Source organism: Nonomuraea sp. NPDC004186 (assembly GCF_053603495.1).
The window spans coordinates 1-17,113 of sequence record NZ_JBSGFQ010000090.1 but is presented as its reverse complement, the minus strand read 5'-3'; the positions used below and the strand labels follow the sequence as shown (position 1 = coordinate 17,113).

General features: G+C 70.0%; 17 protein-coding genes. 16 read left to right on the top strand and 1 reads right to left on the bottom strand.

What is annotated here, in order from left to right:
• Positions 1-53 precede the first annotated feature (53 nt).
• From ACWEPL_RS47445 to ACWEPL_RS47405, 9 genes are all read left to right on the top strand, one after another.
• Positions 54-536 (top strand): DUF2231 domain-containing protein, encoded by a 483-nt coding sequence (locus ACWEPL_RS47445; protein WP_350727187.1) that lies wholly within the window; start codon positions 54-56, stop codon positions 534-536.
• 82 nt (positions 537-618) lie between these two features.
• Positions 619-1,860 (top strand): replication-associated recombination protein A, encoded by a 1,242-nt coding sequence (locus ACWEPL_RS47440; RefSeq protein WP_452440141.1) that lies wholly within the window; start codon positions 619-621, stop codon positions 1,858-1,860.
• Between the two features lie 450 nt (positions 1,861-2,310).
• The gene (locus ACWEPL_RS47435) at positions 2,311-2,703 is read left to right on the top strand and encodes a DUF948 domain-containing protein (RefSeq protein WP_350727188.1); all 393 of its coding nucleotides are present in this window, start codon (positions 2,311-2,313) and stop codon (positions 2,701-2,703) included.
• On the top strand, positions 2,700-2,930 hold the full coding sequence (locus tag ACWEPL_RS47430) for a hypothetical protein (RefSeq protein WP_350727189.1): 231 nt from the start codon (positions 2,700-2,702) through the stop codon (positions 2,928-2,930). Before ACWEPL_RS47435 ends, ACWEPL_RS47430 begins: the two co-directional genes overlap by 4 nt.
• Before the next feature lie 17 nt (positions 2,931-2,947).
• Positions 2,948-5,620, top strand: a complete 2,673-nt coding sequence (gene alaS, locus ACWEPL_RS47425; protein ID WP_363972094.1) for an alanine--tRNA ligase — start codon at positions 2,948-2,950, stop codon at positions 5,618-5,620.
• Between the two features lies 1 nt (position 5,621).
• Positions 5,622-6,101, top strand: a complete 480-nt coding sequence (ruvX, locus tag ACWEPL_RS47420) for a Holliday junction resolvase RuvX (RefSeq protein WP_363972092.1) — start codon at positions 5,622-5,624, stop codon at positions 6,099-6,101.
• A 160-nt stretch (positions 6,102-6,261) separates the two neighbouring features.
• On the top strand, positions 6,262-7,629 hold the full coding sequence (gene mltG / locus ACWEPL_RS47415; protein ID WP_452440131.1) for an endolytic transglycosylase MltG: 1,368 nt from the start codon (positions 6,262-6,264) through the stop codon (positions 7,627-7,629).
• Positions 7,630-7,840: 211 nt separating this feature from the next.
• Complete coding sequence (gene mltG, locus ACWEPL_RS47410; protein WP_363972086.1) at positions 7,841-8,995, top strand: endolytic transglycosylase MltG; 1,155 nt, start codon at positions 7,841-7,843, stop codon at positions 8,993-8,995.
• A 431-nt stretch (positions 8,996-9,426) separates the two neighbouring features.
• The gene (locus tag ACWEPL_RS47405; RefSeq protein ID WP_452440130.1) at positions 9,427-10,281 is read left to right on the top strand and encodes a shikimate dehydrogenase; all 855 of its coding nucleotides are present in this window, start codon (positions 9,427-9,429) and stop codon (positions 10,279-10,281) included.
• Between the two features lie 176 nt (positions 10,282-10,457).
• On the opposite strand, the gene ACWEPL_RS47400 is transcribed toward ACWEPL_RS47405, so the two are convergent.
• A complete protein-coding gene (locus ACWEPL_RS47400; RefSeq protein WP_452440129.1) occupies positions 10,458-10,805 on the bottom strand; it encodes a type II toxin-antitoxin system Phd/YefM family antitoxin in 348 nt (115 codons plus the stop codon).
• 157 nt (positions 10,806-10,962) lie between these two features.
• On the opposite strand from ACWEPL_RS47400, the gene infC reads away from it, so the two are divergent.
• The 7 genes from infC to ACWEPL_RS47365 all read left to right on the top strand — a co-directional run.
• Positions 10,963-11,607 carry a translation initiation factor IF-3 gene (infC, locus tag ACWEPL_RS47395; RefSeq protein ID WP_452440128.1) on the top strand — a complete coding sequence of 215 codons (645 nt, stop codon included), beginning with the start codon at positions 10,963-10,965 and terminating at the stop codon, positions 11,605-11,607.
• A gap of 125 nt (positions 11,608-11,732) precedes the next feature.
• Positions 11,733-11,927 (top strand): 50S ribosomal protein L35, encoded by a 195-nt coding sequence (gene rpmI, locus ACWEPL_RS47390; protein ID WP_043622108.1) that lies wholly within the window; start codon positions 11,733-11,735, stop codon positions 11,925-11,927.
• A gap of 24 nt (positions 11,928-11,951) precedes the next feature.
• Positions 11,952-12,335: a 50S ribosomal protein L20 gene (gene rplT / locus ACWEPL_RS47385; RefSeq protein WP_185077087.1), complete on the top strand. Its 384-nt coding sequence runs from the start codon at positions 11,952-11,954 to the stop codon at positions 12,333-12,335.
• Between the two features lie 265 nt (positions 12,336-12,600).
• On the top strand, positions 12,601-13,404 hold the full coding sequence (locus ACWEPL_RS47380) for a TrmH family RNA methyltransferase (protein ID WP_355198475.1): 804 nt from the start codon (positions 12,601-12,603) through the stop codon (positions 13,402-13,404).
• Positions 13,405-13,454: 50 nt separating this feature from the next.
• Positions 13,455-14,546, top strand: a complete 1,092-nt coding sequence (locus tag ACWEPL_RS47375; RefSeq protein WP_350727196.1) for a sensor histidine kinase — start codon at positions 13,455-13,457, stop codon at positions 14,544-14,546.
• Between the two features lie 130 nt (positions 14,547-14,676).
• On the top strand, positions 14,677-15,726 hold the full coding sequence (gene pheS, locus ACWEPL_RS47370; protein WP_363972913.1) for a phenylalanine--tRNA ligase subunit alpha: 1,050 nt from the start codon (positions 14,677-14,679) through the stop codon (positions 15,724-15,726).
• Positions 15,726-17,113: phenylalanine--tRNA ligase subunit beta (locus ACWEPL_RS47365; protein WP_452440126.1), on the top strand; the 1,388-nt coding region annotated here is incomplete at its 3' end. The genes pheS and ACWEPL_RS47365, both read left to right, overlap by 1 nt.

Here is a 17,113-nt window from a genome sequence, read left to right as displayed (position 1 = left end):
CGAACCATATGGTGCTGAGATTCGTAGTTGAAATGAGAACTAAGGAGCACCCCATGTTCGACCAGATCCTCGGCCTGCCGGCGCATCCACTGATCATTCACTTCGCCGTCGTGCTGACCCCGCTGCTGGTGGCCGCGGCGGCCGTCTACGCGATCGTCCCGCGCTGGCGCACGTACGTGGCGTGGGCGGTGGTGCTGCTCTCCCTGGCCTCCCCGGTGGCGGTCTTCGCGGCCAAGGAGAGCGGCGAGAGCCTCAAGGCGGCCCGCTTCGCCACGGCGGACGGCGCGCTGGGGTCCCGCATCACCACGCACCAGAGCTTCGCCAACCCGCTGCTGCTGTCGGTGCTGGGGCTGGCCGTGGCCGCGCTGCTGCTCGTGTACGCCACCAGCCCGGCCCGCGACTCGGTCGGCCGCGACCGGTTCGGCCGGGCCACGACGCTGACCCTGTCGGCGCTGACGCTGGTGCTGGCCGCGGTGGCGGGCTACTACGTCTTCCGCGCAGGGGACTCGGGCGCGCGAGCGGTCTGGGGAGCGTAGTCCGCGCGTGTAATCTCATGATGTGGATAGCCTGTTCGATTCCGCGGCCGAAGAGGCCACCCCGCAGCCCCTCGCGGTGCGGATGCGACCGCGCACGCTCGACGAGGTGATCGGTCAGCGGCACCTGCTCGGCCCGGGCACCCCGCTGCGGCGCCTGGTCGAGAGCGAGGCTCCCATGTCGCTGTTCCTGTGGGGGCCGCCCGGCACCGGCAAGACCACGCTCGCCTACGTCGTCTCCAACGTCACCGAACGCCGCTTCGTCGAGGTCTCCGCCGTGTCGGCGGGCGTCAAGGACGTACGCGCCGCCATCGACAACGCGCGGCGCGAGCTCGGCATGAGCGGACGGCAGACGGTGCTGTTCGTGGACGAGGTGCACCGCTTCAACAAGGCCCAGCAGGACGCGCTGCTGCCCGCCGTCGAGAACCGCTGGGTCACCTTCATCGGCGCGACCACCGAAAACCCGTTCTTCTCGGTCATCTCACCGCTGCTGTCGCGCTCGCTGCTGCTCACCCTGGAGTCCCTGACAGAGGACGACATCCGCGCCGTGCTGGAGCGGGCCGTCTCCGACCCGCGCGGCCTCGGCGGGCGCGCCACGCTCGCGCCCCAGGCCCTGGAGCATCTCGTACGCCTGGCGGGCGGCGACGCGCGCAGGTCGCTGACGTACCTGGAGGCGGCCGCGCTGCTGGCCGACGACATCACCGTGGAGGTGGTGGAGAAGGCCGTCGACAAGGCGGCCGTACGCTATGACCGGCAGGGCGACCAGCACTACGACGTGATCAGCGCGTTCATCAAGTCGATGCGCGGCTCCGACGCCGACGCGGCCCTCCACTACCTGGCCCGCATGATCGAGGCCGGGGAGGACCCCCGCTTCATCGCCCGCCGCATCGTCATCTTCGCCTCCGAGGACGTCGGCATGGCCGACCCCACCTGCCTGCAGACCGCGGTGGCCGCGGCCCAGGCGGTGCAGCTCATCGGGCTGCCGGAGGGGCAGATCAACCTGGCGCACGCGGTCATCCACTGCGCGATGGCCCCCAAGTCCAACGCCGTGGTCAAGGCCATCGGGGCGGCCATCGGCGACGTCCGCCGCGGCCTCATCGGCCAGGTCCCCGGCCACCTCCGCGACGCCCACTACCCGGGGGCGGCCAAGCTGGGGCACGGGGACGGCTACAAGTACCCGCACGACTTCGACCATGGGCTGGTGTGGCAGGAGTACGCGCCCGAGCAGGTGCGGGACCGCCGCTACTACGAGCCGACCCGCCACGGCGCCGAGGGCCCGGTCGCGGACCGCTGGGCCAAGATCCGCGACTTCCTCCGCGGCTCCTGACCCCCGTCTCGGCGGGGTGGTGGTGCCGGCGTGGCGGGTCAGGGCCGCTGAAGCCGGCGCTTTCACTTTCCGGCGCCGGGTCGGCGGGTCGGGGTGCGATGGCGTTCGGCGCAACGTGTGCGGTGCGGTGGCGGGCGGCGAAAGGTCGTGCGGTGGGTGGGTCGGAGCCGGTGGCCGGGGTGTTCCGGACGTCCGGGAGTGTGGGTGCCGTTGGGGGAGGCGTGTGTGGCAGGGTGGGGGATGGCGTAGGTTTGGGGTGCGCGGGCGTTGGGACACGGCCCGGGCCGGGGACGGCTGGTGGCGCACGGGATCGGGGCGGCACGCGGGCGGTCGTGGAAGCGCCGGACGCCGACGCGGCAGCACGGTCAAGGCCGGCGTCCTCACCAAGGTTGTCACTCGAACGCGATAAGGTCTTGCCGTTCCGGCCCAGCGTACGAGGGAGATGAGCGCATGCTTACCGCTGGAGAGGTCGCCGGCCTGATCGCGGCCACCGGCTGGATAGTCCTGGTCTGCGTGCTCGCCATGGTGCTCATCAAGCTGGCCAGGCTGCTCACCGAAACCACCAAGGCGGTCTCCGACCTGAACGACCGCCTGACGCCGCTGCTCGACGACATGAGCGTCACGGTCAACGAGACCAACCGGCAGCTGATCGCCGTCGAGGCCATCACCAAGGACGTCAAGCAGGTCAGTGGTCACGCGGCCAAGCTCAGCGCGGTGACGCAGACCATCTTCACCGGGCCGCTGATCAAGGTGTCCTCGCTCGCGTACGGCGTCCGCCGAGCTATCGAGGCCCGCAGGCCCCGCAAGGCCGTCCCGAGGACGCGTCAGGGGCAGGCGCGATGATCAGACGGCTGTTCTACCTGTCGCTGGGCGCGTTCCTCACCTTCTGGGTGATGCGCAGGCTGCAGGCGCTCCACCCCGACCACGTCGCCCGCAGGACTGCCAACGGCGCCGCGGGGATGCTCCGGCAGGTGAGAGACTTTACTTCCGACGCGCTCGGCGAGGCCGCGGAGCGCGAAACCGAGTTGCGAGCCCGCTTCGGGCTCGGCAACGCTGAAGACAACAACTAACGCAAAGGATGGCCAACATGGAGTCGGCAGAGATCGCCCGCCGCTTCCTGCGCTTCTTCGAGGAGCGTGGGCACAAGGTAGTGCCCTCGGCCAGCCTGATCGCTGAGGACCCCACGCTTCTCCTGGTTAATGCCGGTATGGTGCCGTTCAAGCCGTACTTCCTGGGGCAGCGCAAGCCTCCGGCGTCCCGGCTGGCCACCGCGCAGAAGTGCGTGCGCACCCCCGACATCGACGAGGTCGGCAAGACCACGCGGCACGCCACGTTCTTCCAGATGCTGGGCAACTTCTCCATCGGTGACTACTTCAAGGCCGAAGTGATCCCGTTCGCGTGGGAGCTGCTCACCCGCTCCGAGTCCGACGGCGGCTTCGGCTTCCCCGAGGACAAGCTGTGGGCGACGGTCTACCTCGAGGACGACGAGGCCTACGACCTCTGGCGCAACCGCGTCGGCCTGCCCGAGCACCGCATCCAGCGGCGTGGCCTGGAGGACAACTACTGGCACATGGGCGTGCCCGGCCCCGGCGGCCCCTGCTCGGAGATCTACTACGACCGCGGCGCCGAATACGGCAAGGAGGGCGGCCCCGTCGCCGACGAGGACCGCTACCTCGAGGTGTGGAACCTCGTCTTCATGCAGTACCAGCTCAGCCAGGTCCGCACCAAGGTCGACTTCGACGTGGCGGGCGAGCTGCCGGCGAAGAACATCGACACCGGCATGGGCCTCGAGCGCATGGCCGCGATCCTGCAGGGCGTCGACAACATCTACGAGATCGACACCACGTACAAGATCCTCGACAAGGCGGCCGAGCTCACCAAGACCCGCTACGGGCGCGACCCGCGGGCCGACGTGAGCCTGCGCGTGATCGCCGACCACGTCCGCACCGGCACCATGCTGGTGGCCGACGGCGTGCTGCCCAGCAACGAGGGCCGGGGCTACGTGCTGCGCCGCATCCTGCGCAGGAGCGTGCGCAACCTGCGCCTGCTCGGCTCCGGCGACGACCGCTACATGCACGAGCTGACCGACGTCGCCATCAACGTCATGGGCGAGCAGTACGCCGAGCTCAAGGTCGACGCGCCGCAGATCCACGCGGTCATCGACGCCGAGGAGGCGTCGTTCCTGGGCACGCTGCGCACCGGCACCGCGATCTTCGACGTGGCCGTCGAGGAGACCAAGCGCAAGTCCGGCACCACGCTCTCCGGCGACCAGGCGTTCCAGCTCCACGACACCTACGGCTTCCCCATCGACCTGACGCTGGAGATGGCGTCCGAGCACGGGCTCAAGGTCGACGAGGAGGGCTTCCGCCGGCTCATGAAGGAGCAGCGGGAGCGGGCCAAGGCCGACGCCGCGGCGAAGAAGACCGGCAACGCCGACATCTCCGTCTTCGGGCAGCTGCTGGAGAAGGCGGGCAAGGTCGAGTTCCTCGGCTACGACCAGACCGAGGCCGACACGAGCGTGGTCGGCATCCTGGTCGACGGCGTGCCCGTCCCGGCGGCCGGTGCGGGCGCGACCGTGGAGGTCGTGCTCGGGCGCACCCCGTTCTACGCCGAGGGCGGCGGCCAGCTCGCCGACCAGGGCGTGATCCGCACCAGCGGCGCCGAGGTCGAGATCGTCGACGTGCAGACGCCGCTCGCGGGCCTGGTCGTGCACCGCGGCAAGATCCGCAGTGGCGAGCTCAAGGTCGGCGACGACGCGCAGGCGGAGATCGACCTCGAGCGCCGCCGCGCGATCTCGCGCAGCCACAGCGCCACCCACCTCGTCCACCGCGGCTTCAAGAACGCGCTCGGCGAGACGGCGGCCCAGGCCGGCTCGGAGAACTCGCCCGGCCGCTTCCGCTTCGACTTCACGGCGGCGGGCGCGGTGCCGGCCAGCGTGCTGCGCGACGTCGAGGACGAGGTCAACGCCGTGCTCATCAACGACCTCAAGGTCAACGCCTTCTACACCTCGCAGGCGGAGGCCAGGGCGATGGGCGCGCTGGCGATGTTCGGCGAGAAGTACGGTGACGAGGTCCGCGTCGTCGAGATCGGCGACTACTCGCGCGAGCTGTGCGGCGGCACCCACGTTCACAGCTCGGGCCAGCTCGGCCTGGTCAAGGTGCTGGGCGAGCAGTCGGTCGGCGCGGGCGTGCGCCGCGTCGAGGCGCTTGTCGGCATCGACGCCTTCCGCTTCCTGGCCCGCGAGAGCGTGCTGGTCGCGCAGCTCACCGAGCAGCTCAAGGCGCGCCGCGAGGAGCTGCCCGAGCGCATCGACGGCATCGTCACCCGGCTGCGCACGGCGGAGAAGGAGCTGGAGAAGATCCGCTCCGCCCAGGTGCTCCAGGTGGCCGGTGATCTCGCCGCCAAGGCGGGCGACCTGCGTGGAGTCTCCGTTGTGACACACCGCGCGCCTGATGGCACCGGTGCGGATGATCTGCGTAAGCTCGCGCTGGATGTGCGTGGCAGGTTCCCGGCGGACCGGCCGGCGGTCATCGTGATCGCCGGCGTCCCCTCCGACCGACCTGTGGTGGTTGCTGCGGTCAACGAGGCGGGGCGCGAGCGCGGGCTCAAGGCCGGGAAGCTGGTCGGCGTCGCCGCCAAGGCTCTTGGGGGTGGCGGTGGCGGCAAGGACGACGTCGCGCAGGGCGGCGGCACACGGCCGGACGCGATCGGCGACGCGCTGCAGCAGGTCGAGCAGGCTGTCGCGGATCAGCTCGGCTGATATGAGGTTCGGCACGCGGATCGGCGTGGACGTCGGATCCGTACGTATCGGCGTGGCCCGCAGTGACCCTTCCGGGTTTCTGGCCACGCCGGTCGAGACCGTCAGGCGAGGCAAGGGCGACCTCGACCGCATCGCCGCGATCGTCGCGGAGCACGAGGCGATCGAGGTGATCGTGGGGCTGCCCACCTCGCTGTCCGGACGTGAGGGGCAGGCGGCGGGGCTGGCCCGCCAGTTCGCCGCCGATCTCGCGGTCCGGCTCGCGCCGACGCCCGTGCGGCTGTTCGACGAGCGGCTGACCACGGTCGCCGCCACGCATGGGCTGCGTGCCAGCGGCATGAAAGCCAAGAAGCAGCGCGGCGTCGTGGATCAGGCCGCGGCCGTCGTGTTGCTGCAGGACGCGCTCGACTCCGAACGCGCCACCGATAGACCCCCAGGCAGGCCCGTCGTACCGCCCCCAGCGGCCGACGGACCTGCCTCATGAGCGCGCGCGATACGGGGGTCGCGCCCGCGCAGGCGGAGTACCCGGCAGGACGCATGGCCAGGACGTGGCCGCAGGTCCGCTGCCGGGTCGATCGCAGGGCTGACGGCTCGGCGGCTGTGAGGGTTCTGGTCGTCCGCATCGCTGACGGTGGGGTGGCCGCGTGAACGGCAGGCCCGATGGCGAGGACGACCTCGGCGACATGATCCCGTTCTCCTCCGGCGACTCCGAGCAGGACAGGCCGGAGGACCCGGCGGAGCGCGACCCGAACCCGGAGCGACAGCGGCCCGAGCCCGATGCGACGGCCGGACCTGATGCGGCGGCGGAGCCTGATGCGGCGGCGGGAGTCGGCGCAGCGGAAGCCGGGACGGCGGAAGTAGGCACGGCGGAGGTCGGCGCGGTGGAGGCGGGGACGGCGGAAGTCGGCGCTGCGGAAGCCGGGACGGTGGAGGCCGGGACGGTGGGGGAGGCGGAGGTCGGGGTGCCGGCCGCGCCTCGCCAGCGGGCCTTGCGCAAGGCCGGGATGGTCTCCGCGGGCCTGATCGTGTCCCTGGTGGCCTTGGGGGCGGGTGGGATCGCGGTGCTCAAGCCGTACCTGAGCCCCGAAGACTTCGACGGGCCCGGCAGCGGCGCCGTGACGGTGCGGATCGCGCCGGGTTCGAGCGCGCAGGCCATCGGCTCCATGCTGGCCGAGGCCGGGGTGGTGGCGAGCGCGCAGTCGTTCGTACGGGTGACGGAGGAGCGCGCGGTCACCAACCGGCTGCGGCCCGGGCACTACCGGATGCGCAAGGGCATGGCCGCCAAGGCGGCGCTCGACCTGCTGCTCGCGCCCTCGTCCAGGGTCGTGCGGCGCGTCACCGTCCCCGAGGGTCTGCGGACGTCCGAGGTGCTGGCCCGCGTGGCCAAACTGGCCGGGCTGCCGCTCAAGGAGCTGCAGGGCGTCGACAAGGCTCTCGTCGGCCTGCCCTCGTACGCGGAGGGGCTCGAGGGGTTCCTCTTCCCCGCCACGTATGAGATCGAGCCCGGTGACACGGCCGTGGACGTGCTCGCGGCGATGGTCGAGCGCTTCCAGCTCGCGGCCCGCCAGATCGGCCTGGAGAAGGAGGCGGCCCGCAAGCACGTGACGCCGCTGGAGGCCGTCACGGTGGCCAGCATGATCCAGGCCGAGGGCGGGGTCGACGCGGATTACCCGAAGATCTCCAGGGTGATCTACAACCGCCTCCAGAAGGGCACCCCGCTGGAGATCGACAGCACCGTCCTGTACGCGCAGAACCGGCGGAGTCTGAAAATTACGGAGCGTGACACCAAGGTCGACTCTCCTTACAACACCTACCAGCACAAAGGGCTGCCGCCCGGGCCTATCGCGAATCCCGGGGAGAAGGCGCTGATGGCGGCCCTGAACCCAGCCCAAGGTGATTGGCACTGGTTTGTGACGACAGATCCGGCGCATAGAATCACCAAATTCACCGACAAAGAGAGCGAGTTCGTGAGATACCGGGAAGAGCTGAATAAGAACCTCGGGACGAGTTGATGTTCGGCGGGACCCCCTCCGTCCCGGCGCGAATGCCCCAAAACGGGTCATGCGTCCTCTTTCCATCCCTTAGCATGGCTACCCAGAGTGATCTCCGCTGGTCGTGGGAGCATGTCCGGCGGGCCCCCCAGTTCCGCTCGGTGACCCAAGCCGGTTTGGCGGTTTCGCTTGACGCCCGGCCGGTCATACCGGGAGATTGGCCAGCGCACCTATGAACGATCTCGATCTGAACACTCTCCTCGGCGCCGAGGACGACGGCGGTCGTACCCGGCGCACTCGCGGCGGCCGTGGCGGCCGCCGACGGCGCCGACGCCGCAACCGTGGCGGCTTCATCGCGCCGCTGCTCGCCTTCGTCGTGCTGGCGGGCATCATCGGCGGCGGCGGTTACTACGGCTACATGTGGCTCAACGACGCGCTCGTGCCCGACGACTACACCGGTCAGGGCACCGGCGAGGTCGTCGTGGAGATCAAGGACGGCCAGAGCGCCTCGGACGTGGCGCAGGAGCTGGAGAAGCAGGGGGTCGTGGCCAGCGCCAGGGCGTTCACCAACGCGATCGCCAACGCCAACAGGAGCGGCTCGCTGCAGCCCGGCTCGTACAAGCTGCGCAAGAACATGTCGGCCGCGAGCGCGGTGGCGCTGCTCATCCCGGACAACCGGATGCGCGCCACGGTGACCCTCAAGGAGGGCCTGCGCCTGTCCGACACCTTGAAGACGTTGGCGCAGGAGACCGGCAAACCCGTCAAGGACTTCGCCGCGGCGGCCAAGGACGTGGATCAGCTAGACCTGCCGAAATACGCCAAGGGCAAGCTCGAGGGATACGCCTTCCCGGCCACGTACGAGGTCCAGCCCAAGACCACGGCGTCGCAGATCCTGGGAGCGATGGTCAAGCGGTTCAACCAGACGGCTGAGCAGATGGACCTCGAGGGCGGCGCCAAGGCACTCGGCCACACGCCGCACGAGATCATGGTCATCGCCAGCATCGTGCAGGCCGAGGCCGGTCGCCAGGAGGACATGCCGAAGATCGCCCGCGTCATCTACAACCGGCTGGAGCGCAAGCCGCAGATGAAGCTGGCGATGGACAGCACGGTCATGTACGCGCTGAACAAGTACCGCACCTATGCCACCCACGCCGAACTGCAGACCAAGTCCCCTTACAACACCTACATGTACGAGGGGCTGCCGCCCGGCCCGATCGCCAACCCCGGCGACCACGCCATCCAGGCCGCGCTGACCCCGGCGAAGGGGGATTGGCTGTACTTCGTGGCCACTGACCCCAAGAGCAGCATCACCGAGTTCGCCACCACCGAGGCCCAGCGTCAGGCGCTGCTGGCCAAGTGCGCCAGGAACGGTGGCTGCGGCGGCTGACCTCCGACGCCCGCCCACCGCGCCGTCGTGGGTGGGCGTCCTTTAGGCCGGTTCTGCCCGATCCGGACACGCGCCGCACGGCGGGTGGCGGGGTCTGCATGGGGACACCCGTTCTTGGCGGGCCGCCGTAGGGCGGGTGCCGGGTCTACGTGGGGACACCCGTTCTTGGCGGGCAGCTGTGCGGTGGGTGGCGGGGTCTGCGTGGGGACATCCGTTCTTGGCGGGCCGCCGTAGGGCGGGTGGCCAGTTTGCGCGGGTGACACCCATCCTTTACGGCTGCGCACGGTGGGCACCTCCCGCCGACCTGCGCCGCCCCCCGTCCAAGGGACGCTTCTCAGGTGATGGGACGACCCGCCGTGACGCGCGCCCCGTGGGCCGTCCAGGTGGCAGAGCGTTGGCGATAGGGTCTTGCATGGTTGGAAGGAGTGTGGATGCGGGCTGCGGTGATGGGGTCGCCCATCGGTCATTCGCTCTCGCCTTACCTGCACCGGGCCGCGTACCAGGCGATGGGGCTCGACGGGTGGAGCTACGAGGCGTTCGAGTGCGACGAGGCGCGGCTGCCCGCGCTGCTGGGCGAGCTGGTGCCCGTGCGCGGCCAGGTCCCCGGCGGTGAGAACGCGTGGGCGGGGCTCTCGCTGACCATGCCGCTCAAGCGGGCCGTGCTGCCCCTGCTCGACACCGTGTCCGACCTGGCCGTCGAGGTCGGCGGGGCCAACACCGTGGTCTTCCACGACGGGCGCCGGCACGGCCACAACACCGACGTCTACGGCATCGAGCAGGCGCTGGCCGAGGCGGGCGTGCCCGCGCCGGGCTCGGCGACCGTGCTCGGCGGAGGGGCTACGGCGGCCTCGGCGCTCGCGGCGCTACGTAACCTCGGGCTGTTCTCGGCGACGCTGCTGGTGCGCGACCCCGCGCGGGCGGGGGAGACGGTGGAGGTGGCCGAGCGGCTGGGCGTGGCGCTGGCGGTGGAGACGTTCGACAAGCTCGACGCCTTCACGCGGGTGGATCTGGTGGTCTCGACGCTGCCAGGCGGGGCGGCGGACGCGTTCGCCGACCGGCTGGCGCGGGTGCCCGCGCTCTTCGACGTGGTCTACTCACCCTGGCCGACCGGTGCGGCGGCGGCCGCCCGGGCCGCGGGCGGCACCGTGGTCGGGGGGTTCGCGATGCTGCTGCACCAGGCGGTGCGGCAGGTGGAGCTGATGACGGGCCGGACGGATGTGCCGGTGGAGGCCATGCGCGCGGCCGGCGAGGCGGAGCTCGCCAGGCGGTCATCTCGAACGGGTTGATCACGGTCACGCCGGTGTCCGCGAGCCACCTCTCCAGCACCAACGCCTGCTGGGGGTCGCTCTTCCGGCGCAGCTCGATCCCCCAGCGGATCTCGCCGATGGACAGGACGCCGAGGTAGAGAGTCGGCCCCAGGTTGCCATGTGGCTTCGTACCTCGGAGATGATGTGGCCGGCGCTCACCAGCCGAGGCCCACTTCTCGCGGAAGACTCCTGTCGCGTGCGACCTCCAGATCGTCCGGCCAGTCCGGCTCGCTGAGCAGGAACTCCTTGAAGTCCGGCTGCCTACCCTTGAGCCGGCGGTACTCCTCCATGCCGAGGATCACCACCACGTCCTTGCCGTGCTTCGTGACGACCTGCGGCCCCTCGTCGTGAGCCTTCCTGCCGACTTCACTGAAAGGCTGCTTGGCCTCTTGCAGCTGCCATCCGGTCGCTTCCGTCTGGATCGGTGCAGGGGCCGGGCCAGCGGGGATGATTCGAGAGCCTCTGGTCGTTGTGGTAATGTAGCTCTCTGATCGGTCCGGCATGCCATTGCTGGACGCGCAAGCGGAGGTCTCCCTCCCACCTGCGTCACCGGAAAGGTGGCCGGGTCCAGGATCACGCCGGACTACTCCGGGGAGCTCAAGGCCACGAAAGCCGAAGAGCTCAGTGGCCCCGCATGCGCGACGTGCGGGGCTTTTCGCGTTGGCGAGGAGCTCCCGGCACGACGAGCACGTAGGGATCGCAAACCTAGGAGGCCCCATCAGCACTGAGCCCCGCATCAACGAGCGTATCCGAGTTCCCGAGGTTCGCCTCGTGGGCCCGAACGGCGAGCAGGTAGGCATCGTCTCGATTCACGACGCCCTGAAGCTCGCCCAGGAGGCCGACCTCGACCTCGTCGAGGTCGCGGCCACGGCTCGACCGCCCGTGTGCAAGCTCATGGACTACGGCAAGTTCAAGTACGAGTCCGCGATGAAGGCGCGCGAGGCGCGCAAGAATCAGGCGCACACGATCATCAAGGAGATCAAGCTCCGGCCGAAGATCGACCCGCACGACTACGAGACCAAGAAGGGTCACGTGGTGCGGTTCCTCAAGGCAGGAGACAAGGTCAAAGTCACGATCATGTTCCGTGGTCGCGAGCAGTCCCGGCCGGAGTTGGGTTTCCGGCTTCTGCAGCGGCTCGCGGACGACGTCCAGGAGCTCGGTTTCGTGGAGTCCCACGCCAAGCAGGACGGCCGTAACATGATCATGGTGATCGGTCCGCATAAGAAGAAGGCTGAGGCCAAGGCCGAAAAGGCCGCAGCCAAGGCACAGCGTGGCGGCGAGGACACTTCCCCACAGGAAGGATGACCCGCGGTTGGGGTTAGCCTTACAGAGCGCCCCGATTAAGCCACCAGCAGACGAAGACGCCGCGACCGGGTCGGCCCAGCACCGGCCCGGCCCGTGGCACGACCGAAACGAGGAGAGACGGCGACATGCCGAAGATGAAGACGCACAGCGGTGCGAAGAAGCGGTTCCGGCTTACCGGCACCGGCAAGATCAAGCGTCGCCGTGCCAACCGCGCGCACTACAACGAGTGGAAGTCGTCCACGCTGACGCGCCGTCTCAAGAACGAGGTCGTCCTTTCCGACGCCGATTCCAAGAAGATCAAGAAGCTGCTCGCTAAGTAGCGCGATTCCCCGGGGAGAAGAAACATGGCACGCGTGAAGCGGGCGCTCAACGCCAAGAAGAAGCGCAGGGTCGTCCTCGAGAGGGCGAGCGGTTACCGTGGCCAGCGGTCGCGTCTGTACCGCAAGGCCAAGGAGCAGATGCTCCACTCGATGACGTACGCCTACCGGGACCGCAAGGACCGCAAGGGCACCTTCCGCCGTCTGTGGATCCAGCGGATCAACGCCGCCGCCCGCCAGAACGGCATGACCTACAACCGCCTGATCCAGGGTCTGCGCCTGGCCGGCGTCGAGGTCGACCGCAAGATCCTGGCCGACCTCGCGGTCAACGACAGCCAGACCTTCGCCACGCTCGTCGAGGCCGCCAAGAAGGCGCTTCCGGCGAACGTGAACGCTCCGGCCGCGAGCTGAAAGCCGCGAGCTGAGGCGCTCGTCTTAATCGAGGGGCCCACCGATGACGGTGGGCCCTTTGTTGCTGTGTGGGGCGCTGCCACGAGGGGCGTCCAGGTGTGGGGCGCTGCCACGAGGGGCGTCCAGGTGTGGGGCGCTGCCACGAGGGGCGTCCAGGTGTGGGGCGCTGGCACGAGGGGCGTCGCGGTGTGGGACGTTCCGTGAGGGACGCTGCTGTGTGGGACGTCGCCGTGAGCGATGTAGCTGTGTGGGACAGGGAGAGAGCATGGCCGGGTCCGAGCTGACCAACGTGAAGTCGCCGCGGGTGAAGGCGGCCAGGCGGCTCACCAAGCGGGCCTTCAGGGAGCAGGACCGCAGGTTCCTGGCCGAGGGGCCGCAGGCGGTGCGCGAGGCGCTCAAGCTCGACGGCGTGACGCTGGAGTTGTTCAGCACCGCCGAGGCCGAGCTGCGCCACCCCGAGCTGATCACCGAGGCCCGTCTGAAGGGCGTGCCCGTGCACCGGGCCAGCGGCGAGGTCATGTCGGAGCTGTCACAGACCGTGACCCCGCAGGGGCTGGTGGCCGTCTGCACGCTCGTACACGTGCCCCTGGACAAGGCGCTGGCGGAGCAGCCGCGCCTGGTCGCCGTGCTCGCCCACGTGCGCGACCCGGGCAACGCCGGCACCGTCATGCGGGCGGCCGACGCCGCCGGCGCCGACGCGGTGATCTTCACCGACGCCTCCGTCGACCCGTACAACGGCAAGTGCGTACGCGCCAGCGTCGGCAGCCTGTTCCACTTGCCGGTCGTCATCGGTGCACCGGTGAGCGCCGCCGTGCGTCAACTCAAGGAGCGGGGTTTGCGCGTGCTGGCGGCCGACGGCACGGGCAAGCACACGCTCGACGATGTTGATCTTAGCGGACCCACCGCGTGGATCTTCGGCAACGAAGCCTGGGGACTGCCGGAGGACGTACTGGCTGAGGCCGACGATGTGGTCAGAGTGCCCATCTACGGACAGGCGGAAAGCCTGAACCTGGCCACCGCCGCGGCGGTATGCCTTTACTCCTCGGCTAGGGCTCAGCGAGTGCCCTAGGCGGCGGGAAACCCGCTATTGTCGGCGTTGTAGGCGGAGGGGGCGAGGTCGTGCACGGCGCAGACACCGACGGGCGAGTTGTGGCCGCCGCGTGCACGATAGCCATCGACGACCTTCCCGACGGCCTCATCGTGACCGACCGTGACGGCTGCGTGCTGGCCGTAAATCGGGCCGCCGCCCGGCTCACCGGCGTCCCCATGGAGCGCGCGGTCGGCAGGCACATGAACGACGTGTTCCCGTTCCGCGACCACGACGGGCGCGACTGGTGGAAGGCGCTCGACCCCGAGGGCGGGATGCGCATCAGGAGCAGGGCGCCGGAGCGGCCGCTGCACCTGCCCGGCGGCCAGGAGCTGTATGTCGCGGCCAGGCTCGTACGCGAGCCGGAGCGCGGCGGCGAGGTCGATCGCGTCACGATCACCCTGCGCGACGGCGGCGCTCGCGCCCGGCTGGAGCGCAGCCGCGCCGACCTGGTCTCGACCGTGGCCCACGAGCTGCGCTCGCCGCTGACCAGCGTCAAGGGCTTCACCGCGACCATGCTGGCCAAGTGGGAGCGCTTCACCGACGAGCAGAAGCGCGTCATGCTCGAGACCGTCAACAACGACGCCGACCGCGTCACCAGGCTCATCACCGAGCTGCTCGACGTCTCGCGCATCGAGTCGGGGCGGCTGGAGGTGCGCCGCCAGGTCGTCGACGTCCCCGCCAGGGTGCGCAGGCTCATCGCGGGCCGGGTCGCGGCGGGCGAGACCGAGGGGCGTTTTCGCCTGATCGTCGGCGACGACCTGCCGGAGATGTGGCTCGACCAGGACAAGATCGACCAGATCCTGGGTAACCTGGTGGAAAACGCGCTGCGCCACGGGCGCGGCACTGTGACAATTGAGATCGAGTCCGTCGGATGGGGAGTTGCCGTGTCGGTGCGCGATGAGGGCGAGGGCATCGAGCCCGAGCTGGCTCCGCGCGTCTTCAGGCAGTTCTGGCGAGGCGGCAACAGCCGCCGGCGCGGTGGCACCGGGCTCGGCCTCTTCATCGTCAAGGGCCTGGTCGAGGCGCATGGCGGCACGATCACCGTGCAGCGGGCGCCCGAGGGCGGGGCGGAGTTCCGATTTACCGTGCCCACCGGCACGCCCGACTTCGCCACCCCTTAGCGATCGAGTCGGCCCCGGTGGGCGGGCCCCACTAGACTCTTTTCCGCTCAAGCCCTGGATACGGAGCTCACTCTTGTCTGACTACGACCCCGTCGAGGTGACACCGTTGCATGCCGACGAGGTGTCCCGCATGGAGGCCGACGCCATCGCGGCGATCAAGGCGGCCGACAGCCTCGACGCACTCAAGCAGGCCCGGCTGGCGCACGCGGGCGACCGCTCGCCCATCGCCCTGGCCAACCGCGAGATCGGCGCCCTGCCGCCCGCCGCCCGCGCCGAGGCCGGCAAGCGCGTCGGCACCGCCCGTAGGGCGATCAACGAAGCGCTCGCCGCCCGCCAGGCCGAGCTCGAGGCCGAGCGCGACGCGCGGGTGCTCGTCGAGGAGACCGTCGACGTCACCCTGCCGTGGGACCGGCGGCCGCGCGGCGCCCGCCACCCGCTGACCACGCTGCAGGAGCGCATCGCCGACGCGTTCGTCGCCATGGGCTACGAAGTGGCCGAGGGCCCCGAGCTCGAAGGCGAGTGGTTCAACTTCGACGCGCTCAACATCGCCAAGGACCACCCGGCCCGCTCGGAGCACGACACGTTCTACGTGGCAGCGCCGGGCCACGCCGACTCCGGCATGGTGCTGCGCACGCAGACCTCGCCGGTGCAGATCCGCGCGCTGCTCCAGCGCGAGCTGCCGGTCTACGTGATCTCGCCTGGCAAGACGTTCCGCACCGACGAGCTCGACGCCACCCACACCCCGGTCTTCCACCAGACCGAGGGGCTGGCCGTGGACGAGGGCCTGACGATGGCCCACCTCAAGGGCACGCTCGACCGGTTCGCGGAGGTGATGTTCGGCAAGGGCATCACGACCCGCTTCCGGCCCAACTACTTCCCGTTCACCGAGCCGTCCGCCGAGATGGACCTCAAGTGTTTCGTCTGCCGCGGCAGCTCGGCGATCCCCGGCAACCCGCCCTGCCGCACCTGCAAGTCGGAGGGCTGGATCGAGTGGGGCGGCTGCGGCATGGTCAACCCGCGCGTGCTCATCGCCTGCGGGGTCGATCCGTCGCGGTACTCCGGGTTCGCGTTCGGCATGGGCATCGAGCGGACGCTGATGTTCCGCCACAACGCCGAGGACATGCGTGACATGGTCGAGGGAGACGTGCGCTTCACGCTCCCGTTCGGAATGGAGATCTGATGAAGGTCCCGCTTTCCTGGCTGCGGGAGTATGTCGATCTCCCGGCGGTCACCGCCCACGAGGTGGCCGACAAGCTCACGGCCGCCGGGCTCAAGCTCGAGTCGATCACCTCGCACGGCCACGACGTCAAGAACGTCGTCGTCGGCGAGGTGCTCGTGATCGAGGAGCTGTCCGGCTTCAAGAAGCCGATCCGGCACTGCAAGGTCGAGACCGGTGAGGCGACGCCGCGCGAGATCGTCTGCGGTGCCACCAACTTCGTCGCCGGCGACCGCGTGCCCGTCGTGCTGCCCGGCGGCGTACTGCCCGGCGGGTTCGAGGTCGGGGCGCGCAAGACGTACGGGCGCATGTCGGAGGGCATGATCTGCTCCGAGCGCGAGCTCGGGCTGAGCGACGACCACGGCGGCATCATGGTGCTGCCGGCCGACACCCCGATCGGCACCGACGTGGTCGAGCTGCTCGGCCTGCGTGACGACGTGATCGAGCTGGAGATCACGCCCGACATCGGCTACGCGCTGTCGATCAGGGGCGTGGCCCGCGAGGTGGCGACCGGGTTCGGGGTGGCGTTCCGCGACCCCGCCGACGTCGAGCTGCCCACCGAGACCGGCACGGCGTGGCCGGCGTCGATCGCCGACCCGACCGCGTGCGACAGGTTCGTGCTGCGCGAGGTCACCGGCTTCGACCCTGCCGCCCAGAGCCCGCTCTGGATGCGGATCCGCCTCACGCGCGCCGGCATGCGGTCGGTGTCGCTGGCCGTCGACATCACCAACTACCTGATGCTGGAGCTCGGGCAGCCGCTGCACGCGTTCGACCGCGGCAAGCTGCGCGGCGAGATCGTCGTGCGCCGCGCCGTCGCGGGCGAGCGGCTCGAGACGCTCGACCACGTCGTACGCGAGCTCGACCCCGACGACATCCTGATCACCGACCAGTCGGGGCCGATCTCGATGGCCGGCACCATGGGCGGGCTGGAGACCGAGATCTCCGACGCCTCGACCGACATCGTCATCGAGGCCGCCCACTTCTCCGCGACCGGCATCTCGCGCGAGTCGCGCAGGAACGGGCTGGTGTCGGAGTCGTCCAAGCGGTTCGAACGCGGCGTCGACCGGGAGCTGCCCCTCGTCGCCTCGTGGCGGGCCGTGCAGCTGCTGGCCGAGCTGGGCGGCGCGAGCATCCAGCCCGGGGTCACGCACGCCGAGGTCGAGGTGTCGCCCGCGCGCATCGCGATCCCGTCGAGCTATCCGGGCACCGTGGCCGGCGTCCCCTACTCCAAGGAGACCGTCGTCTCCCGGCTGCAGCCGGGGCCACCACCAATGCCCCTTGGTCTTCCGTGGCCGCGGGCTCTCCGTGGTGGGTCGCGGCCGGGACTTCTGACCGGCGGCAGCCCGCGGTG